Raw genomic sequence first — 11,581 nt, 5'->3', positions numbered from 1 at the left:
GCGCCTCCGTCTCCCCCGCTCAGCGACCTGCGTGTCGTCTCCCTCGGCGACAGCCTCACACAGGGCACGCAAGACGGCAACAACAGCCTCGCGCGAATGAAGAAAGGCTACATCAGCCAGTTCGCCGACCAGGCGGGCCTCACGTTCAACCAACCCCTCTTCGACGGCAACGGCATTCCCGCGAAGGTGTTCGACAACAACCAGTTCAGCGCGGGCCTGGCCGCCGCGCAGACCGTAGCCCTCGACCTGGCTGCCGGCCCGCTCTCGCTGTACTCGTACTTCCTCGGCCCGCCGAGCTTCATCTTGCCGTCGTGGAACCTCATCCCGAAGTTCGGGCATCGCCTGCCGGAAACGCGCAACACGGCCGAGCACCCCCAGAGCAACTTCGCCGTCTACGGGTTCCAGACGCGTCACCTCGACGGGGTGAGCCGCATACAAGACTATCTCGAAGAGGTTCACCAGGGGTTGCAGAGCGTCTCCGACGGTGCCTTCATGGCCCCCCTCATCCGCGCCACCCTGGGCAACGGGAAGAACTCGGGAGAAGGCTCACAGGTCGACCAGGCGCTCAAGCAGAACCCCGACCTGGTCACCCTCTGGACCGGCAGCAACGACGCCCTCGAGGCCATCTTCACCGGGCGCATCGACGATCGCATTCTCACCCCCGTCGACGACCGCCCGTGGACCTATTCGGTGCGAAACCCCATCACCGGACGCGCCCACGATGTCACCACCCCGGACGTGCGCCCTGGCTTCCGAAGCCAGATGACTGCCCTCGTCGACAAGATCGTCAAGGGTTCCCAGGCCGAGGTCATGCTCTTCAACGTACCGAACGTGACCTCCATCGCGTCGGCCCGAGAGCTGGGCAAGCCGCTGGGCAAGCTCCCCTTCCGCGTTCAGCTCGTCGACGGCACCGACGTCACGTCAGAGCTCGAGCGCTGGGTGATCCCTTCCACCATCAAGGGCCCTGGGCTCAACGGTCGCACCGAGTTCCCGCCGGGCAGCTACGTCGATCTGGGAACCATTCTCGAGAAGCTCGTGGTGGGGGGGCTGCCGCTGAACGTCGAAGAGCTGCGCGCCCGCATGGCGCCAGACGCAAACGGCGTGCCGAAGGGCTGGCTGAGCGAAGACGAGGCGCTCGACCCTGCCGAGATCCAGGCCGTGCAATCGCAGATCGACGCCTTCAACAAGGTCATCGACGACATCGTCATCGCCAACCCCCGCGTTCACCTCGTCGACATCCATCGCGTGCTCGATGACGGCTACCACAACGGCCGCCTTCTCAGAGGGGCAGGCCCCGACGAGTGGGTGGTGCCCGGCTTCACCGGCGCGCCCGACGCCCAGGGACGCGATGGCATCTTCAGCTACGACGGCGTGCATCCCAGCGACACCGGCCACGCCGTCATCGCCAACGTGCTCCTCGAGGCGGTTCAGCGAGACCTGGGCAGCAACCCGAAGTTCGCTCGGTTCATGAACGTGCCGTACATCGATGAGAAGCAGGTGCACCGGCAAGACCCGCACACCCGAACCCGCAGCCGCGCTCGCCCAACCCTGGTGCTCACGCCCGTGGCACTGAAGGCCTTGTCGCGCACCCGCGGGTTCTGAGGCCACAGCGGCACAGACGCGTTCAGCGCCGCCCCTGCACCCACTTCCGGGTCAGACGCTCGAGGTCTCCCTGCGCTTTGCGCACCTCCAGCCACGTGTCGAAGAAGTGCCGCGTCTCCACATCTCCGTGTCGGAACGGCCAGGCCATCACCAGGGGCTTTCCCCGAGGCAGTTCCGTTTCATCATAGGTCGGATGCTGCACCTCCCACGAGACAGCTTCGAGATCGGTCCAGAGCGCCGCGTCACAGATGGTCCCGAAGAGCGCTTCGTCAATCGAAGAGACGGGCACGATCACCGCCCCCGGCAGCAGCGCGGACGCCAGCCGCTGCAAAGGCGAGCCCTCGAGTGCCGCCACGCGCACACCGCTCCAGTCGTCGCGAGCGGCCCGATCGGCCATGTCGGTATAGGACTCTCCCTGGTGAAGCAGCACAGCGCTGACCCGCGCAAACTCCGCCCCGAAATCGAGCGCCAGCAGACGGCTGGAATCGATGAGCAGCGGGCTCATGAGCACATCGACGCGTCCCGCATCGAAATCGGCCACGATTCGCCCCTGATCGACCTCAACCAGCACAGCACGCCCATCGAGATCGCTGGCGAGCATGGTCGCCAGCTCCACTGACAATCCGCTGAGACGCCCGTCGGGCTGGCGATAGGCAAAGGGCATCCTCCCCACGACAACGCCCAAGCGCAGCGGCTCTCCCCGTCGCAGGCATCGACGCATAGTACTCAGGACGCGCGGACCGGACCGCCATCGTGGGCGACAAGGCCTGGCTGACCAGCGCGAGGGGAATCGCAAAGCCCATGGTCACCACCACCATGCGACGCACCGGCCTGCGCCAGCCCGAGCGCATCACCGTGTGCACGGTGACGGTGAGGGCGATGAGGGCGCAGATCTGAACGATTGCGCGAAAGCGCTCAAAGACCACGAGGCTGGCCTGCAGCAGATCAAGCGCGTCGACCGGGATCTTCAGATCGGTGATGAGCAGGCGTGCCGCCAGCATCGGAGGATAGAAGAGCGACAGCAGATCCACCGTGCCGATGCGAGCGTAGTCGAACAGCGTGAGATGACGATCCCAGGCGGCAGCCGCATACAGCGCGAAGAGAACGACGAGCGCGCTCGACGCCATGGGAACGGCTGTCCAGAATGGTACCAGGGCAGACGCCTCTACAGCGGTGTCCACATCCTCGTCAGCGTCTGAAGACGACTCGCCTGCCGCCTGCGTGGCCTCTCCTTCGGCAAGCAGGGCGGTCGTGGCCGCCACCGCCTCGGGCACTGCCACGAAGTAGATGCCGCTCACGAACGCAAGCACCGCCGATGGCAGGAACGCCTGCAGCACCCGCGTGTATCGCACACCGAGCAAGCCCATGACGACCAGCGGAAAAATCCCCAGCACGAGCACCACGGACGCCACCGCCACCGCAATCAGGAAGCCGTGCACGTCACGGTTGAGCATCATCGGGCCGAGCTCCGACATCGACGTGGCGCTCAGCAGGAACACGGCAATGGGCCAGAACCGAAGAATCTCGCGCGCCTGCACCCGCACGACGTCAAAGGCAAGCGCAACCCAGTCGAGCAGGCGATGCTTCTCTTCGGTGGCGGCCAGGGTGCGACCGAAGAGCGCGCAGAACAGCACGATGCCCGGCATGGTGCCCTTGGCCAGCGCGTCGAAGAGGTTGGCCGGCACGAGATGCGCGGAGACATCGAGCGTGGGCACTGCGCTGCCCTGCCCCGTGTAGAACGCGGCATTCGAGAGGCTGGGGAACAGGCGCGCAACGCTCCAGACAACGGCGAGACCCGCGGCGATGAACAGGGGGACGCAGATCAGGCCCGCCTTCAGCAGTCGGGTCTGGGCCCGGGACGAGAGCGCCCCCATACCACTGATGAGCGAAGTCACAATGTAGGGCAGCAGCAGCATCTTGAGCAGGTTGCCGCAGAGCGCCGCCAAGGGCTTCAGCAAGTCGGCGTGGGGGCCGAGCACGCGTCCAGCTACAAGGCCTGCCACCAGGGCGACCGCATTGAGCACGCTGCTCTGCCAAGGCCAGACGGCACCCTCGGGCGCAGTTCCCTGGGTGACCGGAGCGTCAGACGCTTGAGACGCCGGTTCGATGACGGGGGGCGCGGTCACAAACGTGGCCTCTGGCTTCTTCGCGCACCGCGCTGCCGTGCTGCGTGATGAGGCGAGGCGGCCTCCCGCGCCTTGTGACTCATCGCAGAGGGCGTGCTCGTCGCAGCCGTGGAGGCCGCAGCGAAGGGCGTGCCGGATCGAACGTCTTGCACAGACGGGTTTGCGACGGCCAGGAGCCGCCACGCCCCCCAGGCTACGGCGACAGCGAAGGCGACGACAGCCGCCCCCAGGAAGCCGCCTCCCGCTCGCCCCCCTGATCCCAGCGGCTCTCCCGCGTCGTCAGGCGTTTGACGCGATACCAGGGCCTTGCCCGTCTCGCGTGCCGCCTCGGCCAGCAGCTCGAGCAGCTCCTCCTCGAACGGGGTGCGAACCCTGCGAAAGCCGGCCTGCCCGTCACGCAGATCCACAAAGCCGCCCTGCACCACCTGTCGAGGGGTCACGGCGCTGCGCGACTCCATGAGGAACCTGCGCATCTGCGGAGAGACGCCGCGACAGTAGACGAGCAGCAGGATGAGCTGCGCCCAGGGAACCGCCGAGCGCCGGCCGGGCCCGGTGGTGGGTCGGGCCAGACGCGTGATGTGCTCGATGTCGGATTTGAGCATCGCAGCCGACAGCTCGTCTCCCGACAGCAGCAGCAGCCCCACACGCCGGCTGTGGCTGAACACGATGGCCTCCGGAGAGCTGGGCGCAAGGTCGCAGGGCTCACGCACCCATCCGCCGCTGCGGGAGAGCACGTTCTCGAGGCCGTCTGCAAAGCGTTCGATGACCGTCATCGCGACGTGCTTCTCGCCGGTCGCCAAGGCCCCTTCCGCGTCACGCTCACGGCACGACGAGTCGATCGAGTACCCCGCGCAAGCCCAGAACCACGCGCGCCAGGCGATCGTAGGCGAGGGTGTCGGGCACGTCGCTGGCCTTGTGGTAGTGCGGGTTACGGAAGTTCGATGTATCGGTGACCATGACCGCTGGGAACCCTTCCGCCCAGAACGACGCATTGTCCGATCGGAAGACGTCGCGCAGCGCGTCTGGCGCGGCGAGGCCTTCACACGGGAACGCCACCGTCCGGCGGAAGGCCTCGACGCACGTGCGGGTCAGGCGGCGCGAGCGCAGGTTCCCCAGGAACGCCACAAAGTCGCCCCGACTCGGATAGATCCACGACAGCATCGACACGGGGTAGCGCTGGCTCTCTGGCGCGTCACAGTAGAAGCCGAGCATCTCGAGCGAGAGCATGGCCTCCACCGCCACGCCCCCTGCGCGCAGATCTGCCGCCAGGAAACGGCTGCCGCGCATGTCGACCTCCTCTTCCGAGAAGAACGCGAAGACAATGCTGCGGGCCGGCCGCACATCGGCGGTGAGACGCGCCAGCTCGATGAGGGCGGCCACGCCCGAGGCATTGTCATCCGCGCCCGGCGAGCCCTCCACGCTGTCGTAGTGCGCCCCCACAACGATGGCTGGGAGATCGGCGCGCGTGCCATCACGTCGCACCACGAGGTTGGGAAGGCCACTACCGTCGGCCACGGTGCGCTGGCGCTTCACGCCGACCCCCGCGTCGGAGAGCTGTGCCTCGATGTACGCAAGCGCCCGCGCCTGCGCAGACACATCTGTGGCCGGTCGAGGGCTCGCCGCCAGATGCGCGACGTGACGGCGCAGGCGCTCAGCCAACGCCCGCTCGTCGGAGGTGGGTGCGCCGCTGCCCTCTCTGGTCCGGGGCCCGGGCATGACGCAGAGAAACCAGACGAGGCCGCCGACGCACCCCGCCACCACGATCGCCGCCGCCGCCAGAGCGCCCATCGATCTCGCCCTCTCTGCTCGCTCCGCCAACGGTCAGCGCTCCCCGGCGTCGTCGCGTGGCGCGCCCCGATGTCGCAGCGCGGCCGGCCGCCGCAGCATGAGGCTCATGCTGGGCGACCGGACCGCGCCGTCACCGGAGGCACTATCGCTTCGAGTAGGGGCCGTAGTGCGTGACGGTCTGCGATGACGTCGCGAGCTGCACCGACCAGGTTCCCGTCACCGTGTCTCCCGTGTTCGGATTGGTGAAGGTGATGTAGACGGTGTAGTAGGCGCCCACCGTGGCACTCGAGCACGTGAGCGTCACCTCGCCGATGTTGCTGCCCCAAGTGTTGTACCAGTACTTCGAACCGTCGTAGGCGTCAACCTCGATGCGCGAGGGATACCACGAGACGCCTCCGCTGCTCCAGGGATACGCGTTCACGTACAAGGTGCCCGACGTCGAGGTTCCACCCCCGCCGCCGCTATGCGTAGACAAGGAGACCAGCACGCTCTTCGTCTCTCCGGACGCGAAGGTGGTGATGCCGCTGCCCACGTTGTAGCCGAGACGGGTGTAGAGGACGAGGTGCTCACCGGCGGGGATGTCGGTCACGGTGAACGTCCCGTCGGAAGCCGACACGCCCATCTGACCGCTGTCGACGAAGATCTGCGCGCCGCTGAGCGGGGCTCCGGCACTGCTCTGCACGAGCCCTGTGAGGGTGGCCGTGCCCGTGCTCGGCCCGCCTGCCGAGGTCTCGGCCACACGATTGCTGGGATACGACCCCGCGAACACCACCACGTTCCCGGAGGAGACCCCAGGAGGGATGGTGAGCTGGATGCTCGTGTCGCTCCACGATGTGACGGCGTTGTCAGACACCGAAAGACCACCGAGGGTCACAGACCCGCTGGCGGCCGAGCCGAAGCCGCTGCCGCTGATGGTCAGGGGCTGGCCCGCCGTGAGGGTGGCCGTCGAAAGCGAGGCTATCGCAGGATGCGTCGCGGGCGCGGTCACGTTGAGATTGAGGGTGGCGTCCTGCCAGACGAACATCCAGTAGCCGCCCTGCGGAGAGATGGCCGCCTGCGGCGCGAGGATGTCGGTGACAGAGACCACCGAGCCGCTGATCTGGAAGGCCTGCTGATAGAGCCACGTGTCGCTCGGGTTGAGGTTGAAGGTCGCGACCTCTTCGATGACGCGGTTGATGTGCAGCCGCGTGGCCGACATGTTCGACCACGAGAGAGGCAGCGCAGACGGGCAGCCAAGCAGGTTCCAGCCCTGCACCAGGGGCACCGAGGTGACGCTGCCGTCATTGGCGGTACCCGTCACGGTGACGGTCTCCGACGTGTCGGTGTACGCCAGGTAGGCGTAGCGCGTGTCCACGCTCGCGGGGCTGACCTGCGGGTCGACAGCGATGAACGTGCCCTGCGCGAAGGTGTAGAGCTGATAGGTGAACCCGCTCGCCGACTGCAGGTGACCGAAGGGAAAGCTGATAAGGCTCCATCCGGGCGCGAGGCTGATGGTCACCGAGCTGGCGTTCGGCGAGGTCTTTGCGCCGCTGGCCGCTTTCTTGGCGGATCGGGGAGGCGGCAGGCTGGGCAGCGACGGGGTTGTGCCCGGATTCAGCGCCGAGGCCGTGCCCCCGTTCACCACCGCGGGTCCCCCCGTGTTCGTGTTCGCGGGAGGGGTTGTGTCGGTCGTGGAGACCGACGGGATGGACACCGACGGCATGGCCGGCATGCCGACACTCGACCCTCCACCTCCGCCGCAGCCGACGAGCCCGAAGCCCAGTCCGAGCAGCGCTGCGAGAGCAACCAGGAGACGACGCAATGTTGTGAGCAAACGCATGGGTGAGAATGACCCCTTCCTTCTGCCGACGGGCCGGCGCGTGCCGCGCCCACCTCGAAAACGACTTCCGACAGTCGACGATGAGTGTAGCAGACCGTGCCTTGAACCACAATGAAATCCTTGTAAACCTGTCGTCACATGGCGAGGCTTCGTGAACGCCCCGAGATGCTAGCGCGCTGTGGAGGCCGTGGGCGCGCCAGACGGCAATGCCTCGACGTCGACAGGCGCCCCCGACGCGGGAGCGTCGGGCTCGTGTTCGACCCGATCTCCGAGCCCGCTCGCGTCTGTCGACGCCGACGACTCGGGCGTGGGGGTGGGGGCCTTCAAAGCCTCAGAGGAGGAGGAAGGCGCGGGCGCCGGAGGCCTTCCGCTGCCCGGTCCCACGCCGTAGTAGAGGAACACGAGCATCACTGCCATCCCGCCCAGCAGCAAGAGCGCCAGCACCCAGGGCGAAGGCCCGTCGGAGCGCGCGGGGCCGTGCGTCGTGGGTGGTGTCATCGATGGTTGCCAAGCGCGGGAGAAGACGTGTCGCTGTCCTGGGCCGGGAACAGCATGCAGCGCACCAGAGCGGCCAGCTTCTCGCGCTTCTCGGCGCCACCGCACCACTGCTCCCACTCCGGGTTGTGAGCGCACAGGTTCTCCGCGTAGCGCAGGTAGAACGCCAGGTCCTGACGCAGGCGGGTCACCAGCGCCGCATAGGTCGTAGCTGAGAAGGGCGACGGCAGGACCCAGCTCTCGCTCCACTCCGGATGGCCCGGATAACGGTTGATCCAGTCGAACCGTCGCACTGTTCCGTCTGCGCCCAGCTGCCAGACGCTGCTGCGCCAGTTGGGTCGGCTGTCGTACTTGCACGAGACCGAGCCCGCGAGCAGCACCGGAACGGTCTTGCCGCGCCGTGTGGTGAGCGCGTGGATCTCGTTGCGATGGTAGTGGGCTGCAAGAATGATCAGCTTCCCCGCATGCGCGTCGATGACATCGGAGAGACGTCGCAGGTCGGCCTCGTTCCACGAGGCCTTCCCGTCGAAGAAGTCAGACGTGGGGGGGATGTGCATCACCAGAACGGCGGTCTGGGCGCGCGGCACGCGGCGCAGGGCCGATGACAGCCAGGCGAAGGTCGCGCGGGCCTGCGCCTCGCGACCGTCGTACTCGTTCAACCGGGAGAAGATCTGGGAGTTCACGGTGATCCAGGTCATGCCCCTGACCGCGCGAGGGTGGACACCATTCCCCAGCGCGTCGAGATAGACGTGCGGACCGAGCCGCTTCCTCCACGCGGAGAGGGTGAGGGCCAGGGCCTCCGGGTCGGTCTGATAGTTGATGGCGATGTCGTTGTTCCCCAGCGCGAGGATGACCGGCGCGTTCAGGGCGTCGAGCTGGGCGCGAAACGCGGGGAGGAACGCGTCGAGTCGTGCGGTGAACGCCTCGCGCGAACACTTGTTGTCGGTGAGGTCACCGCTCACCACGTAGACATCGGAGCGCAGGGCGCGCCCCTCTCTGTAGGCCTGACGCCATGCGTCGGCCGCATAGTCCTCGTTCCCGTAGTGGATGTCAGACCACGTCACCACGGTCACGCCACGCACAGCCCCAGCCGCGGGCGCGCCCACGGCGAGGGGCGCGGAGACGCCCGCCCAGAGCAGCACGGCGAAGAGTGCGACGGCAAGACGAGAACGCGCCATCTCAGGCCTCCAGCGACCGCGCGCCCGCCGCGCGATAGTCGACGAAGCGATAGCCGATGCCCCGCTCGTTGAAGATGTACCGCGGATGCGCCGGATCGCGCTCGAGCTTCTTGCGCAGGTAGTTGATGTAGAGCCGGAGCAGCTGCGTGTCATCGCGATACTCTGGCCCCCAGACGCGGGAGAGAAGCCCATCGTGAGTCTGGATGCGCCCAGGCTGACGCATGAGCTGCACCAGCAGCTTGAACTCGGTGGGGCGGAACTTGACGGTCTCCCCCCGCACCACGGCGTGGCGGTTGTCGACGTCGACCAGCAGCTCGTCGTCGACGGTCACCACGTCGCGTGGGAGCGGGGCCGGCGCCTCGGTGCGGCGCAAGACCGCCTTGATCCGGCTGATGAGCTCACGGTGACCGAACGGCTTGCCCATGTAGTCATCGGCCCCGAGCTCGAGGCCGCGAACGCGATCGGTCTCGCTGTTCTGCACGGTGAGCATCACCACGGGAACAGCGGTGCCCTTTCTGATCTCACCGAGCACATCGTATCCGCTGAGATCGGGCAGGTTCACGTCGAGGATCACGGCGTCCGGCCCCTCGGCGCGAACCTTGCGCAGCCCCTCGTCTCCCGTCGCGGCCGCGCTCACCACAAAGCCGGACGACGCGAGCGCCGTCTCGATCAAGTCACGCATATGGGGCTCGTCCTCGATGACGAGGATTCTGCGCCCCGTGAAATCGTTGTTCATGAGTCCTCTCTCACTTGCTCGCTCGTCACCCGCACCGAGGGAGCGTGAACCAGAAGCGGGCCCCGCCACCGCGGGCGCCATCGACGGAGATGCGACCACCGTGGGCCTCCACGATGGACTTGCAGATGAACAGACCGAGGCCAGAGCCATTGGCGCGGGTTGCGCCTCGACCTCGTTCGAACACGTGGAAGATCCGGTCGCGCTCGTCTGACGAGACCCCGGGGCCCTCATCGGACACGCTGACCTCGATCTCAGAAGCGCGCTGCACGAGCGAGACGGTCACGTGGGGCCTGCGATCAGCGACGCCGTACTTGATGGCGTTCTCGACGAGATTCGTCACGACCTGCTCGATCTTGTCGACGTCGATCTCAAGCGTGACCGACTCTACCGGCAGCGTGACCTCGATCTCGGCCCCCATCTCTCGCGCGCGGCCTTCGAGACGACGGGCCACGCGCTCGAGGAGCGCCCCCATCGACGCTGTCTCGCGCCTCAGCTCAACGCCACCCGCCTGCAATCGGGTGGCGAACAGCAGCTGGCCCACCATGCGCTCGAGTCGACAGCTCTCCTCGTGAATCATGGCGGCCTTCTCGCGCACCTGATCCGGCGTGAGACCGACCTCGGGGTCACAGAGAAGACCGCTGAACCCCTTGATCACGGCAACCGGCGTCTGCAGCTCATGGCTCACACCGGACAGAAAGATGCGCTCGAGGCGCTCCTTGGCTTTGCGCTCGCGCACATCACGCAGCGTGAGCGCCCATCCGAGGGGACGACGCGCATCATCGCGGAGGGTGGTGAAGGTGGCCTCGACGTCGATTGCCTCGCCTGCTCGACTCTCGAGCATCCCCTCGCGCGTGACCTCGGACGGTTGCAACACGGGGGCCGTGTCAGCCACCACCAGGGCCATGGCGTAGGTCGATGCCTCTAGACGAAGGGGGAAGACCTCGCTCGCGGGACGTCCGATGGCCTCATCCAACGTCCAGCCGCTGAGGCGCTCCATGGCGGGGTTGAAGCCGAGTACGCGACCCTCGGCGTCGACAAGGGCGACCCCGTTCGCGCTCTGGCTCACCATCGCCTCAAGCCAGGCGCGCTCAGCCAGCAGCCGCTGAAGCAGCCGGGCATTGCTGACCACCACCTCGACCTCGTCGAAGCGGAAGTTGTAGACCCCCGGCGTCTTCTCGAGCAGGCGCGCCGCGTTCGAGGGATGCAGCAGGCACACAAAGCCCAGGGAGCGGTCGTGCACCCTCACCGGAATCGCCAACACCTCGAGATCGCCGATGGAGGCGCGCAACGATGTATCGTCGCGCAGCCGCTCGAGCAGACCGTCATCGAGCACGCGCGGAGGCGCGGGGAGGTCGCGGAAGAACCGGCCCAGGGCCTGCTCGGCCTGGGGGTCGATGTTGTAGCTCGACATGAGCGCGCCCCGCTCCGGGTGTGCCTCATCCCACGTCGCGAGAAAGCCGCCCGCTCCTCCGGCCTCGTGCACCACGCGGGTGAGCACCTCCTGGAAGGCGGAAGCGTCGCTCGGATCGAGCTTCAGGCGAAGCGCTCGCGAGCGGCGCCGCTTCGGCTCAGAAGTCCGGGTCTTCTTGGCCAAAGGTGGAGACACCCGCCTTGAGCGTCTTGGAATAGGACTCGAGCAGGTCGATGGCGCGGCGCGCACTCGTGGAGACGATGGGGCTCGGATCTTTGACGGCCTTCTCGAGCGCCACCTTGATCTTGTCGCGATGGTCGCGATCGGCCAGCTTGGGCAGCGCGAGCGCCGCCGCGGCGCGAACCTCGGCGCGCTTCGTTCGGTTCGGCACCGTCTGTTTGGCGAGCGCGGCGATGAGCGCGGAGA

10 protein-coding genes are annotated in these 11,581 nt (G+C 67.2%); 2 read left to right on the top strand and 8 right to left on the bottom strand.

The window, feature by feature from the left end:
- A partial coding sequence (locus EB084_10480; GenBank protein ID NDD28678.1) for a hypothetical protein occupies nucleotides 1-1,602 on the top strand: 1,602 nt, incomplete at its 5' end.
- 22 nt (nucleotides 1,603-1,624) lie between these two features.
- On the opposite strand, the gene EB084_10475 is transcribed toward EB084_10480, so the two are convergent.
- The 4 genes from EB084_10475 to EB084_10460 form a co-directional block, all read right to left on the bottom strand.
- Nucleotides 1,625-2,323, bottom strand: coding sequence for a hypothetical protein (locus EB084_10475; GenBank protein NDD28677.1), 699 nt, complete (start codon nucleotides 2,321-2,323; stop codon nucleotides 1,625-1,627).
- Nucleotides 2,163-3,911, bottom strand: a complete 1,749-nt coding sequence (locus EB084_10470) for a hypothetical protein (protein NDD28676.1) — start codon at nucleotides 3,909-3,911, stop codon at nucleotides 2,163-2,165. Before EB084_10470 ends, EB084_10475 begins: the two co-directional genes overlap by 161 nt.
- 636 nt (nucleotides 3,912-4,547) lie before the next feature.
- A complete protein-coding gene (locus EB084_10465) occupies nucleotides 4,548-5,516 on the bottom strand; it encodes a M20/M25/M40 family metallo-hydrolase (protein NDD28675.1) in 969 nt (322 codons plus the stop codon).
- A gap of 142 nt (nucleotides 5,517-5,658) precedes the next feature.
- Complete coding sequence (locus EB084_10460; GenBank protein ID NDD28674.1) at nucleotides 5,659-7,335, bottom strand: hypothetical protein; 1,677 nt, start codon at nucleotides 7,333-7,335, stop codon at nucleotides 5,659-5,661.
- A gap of 178 nt (nucleotides 7,336-7,513) precedes the next feature.
- Here EB084_10460 and EB084_10455 point away from each other — a divergent pair, with 178 nt between their 5' ends.
- Nucleotides 7,514-7,726: a hypothetical protein gene (locus EB084_10455; GenBank protein ID NDD28673.1), complete on the top strand. Its 213-nt coding sequence runs from the start codon at nucleotides 7,514-7,516 to the stop codon at nucleotides 7,724-7,726.
- A gap of 103 nt (nucleotides 7,727-7,829) precedes the next feature.
- Here EB084_10455 and EB084_10450 read toward each other — a convergent pair whose 3' ends face one another.
- The 4 genes from EB084_10450 to EB084_10435 form a co-directional block, all read right to left on the bottom strand.
- Complete coding sequence (locus tag EB084_10450) at nucleotides 7,830-9,008, bottom strand: metallophosphoesterase (GenBank protein NDD28672.1); 1,179 nt, start codon at nucleotides 9,006-9,008, stop codon at nucleotides 7,830-7,832.
- 1 nt (nucleotide 9,009) lies between these two features.
- Nucleotides 9,010-9,744 carry a DNA-binding response regulator gene (locus EB084_10445; GenBank protein ID NDD28671.1) on the bottom strand — a complete coding sequence of 245 codons (735 nt, stop codon included), beginning with the start codon at nucleotides 9,742-9,744 and terminating at the stop codon, nucleotides 9,010-9,012.
- Between the two features lie 25 nt (nucleotides 9,745-9,769).
- Nucleotides 9,770-11,338 carry a PAS domain S-box protein gene (locus tag EB084_10440; GenBank protein NDD28670.1) on the bottom strand — a complete coding sequence of 523 codons (1,569 nt, stop codon included), beginning with the start codon at nucleotides 11,336-11,338 and terminating at the stop codon, nucleotides 9,770-9,772.
- On the bottom strand, nucleotides 11,313-11,581 hold a 269-nt coding region (locus EB084_10435; GenBank protein NDD28669.1), incomplete at its 5' end, for a hypothetical protein. The genes EB084_10440 and EB084_10435, both read right to left, overlap by 26 nt.

Source organism: Pseudomonadota bacterium (assembly GCA_010028905.1).
In the GTDB taxonomy this organism is placed as follows: Bacteria; Vulcanimicrobiota; Xenobia; order RGZZ01; family RGZZ01; genus RGZZ01.
This window is presented reverse-complemented; position numbering and strand designations above follow the sequence as displayed.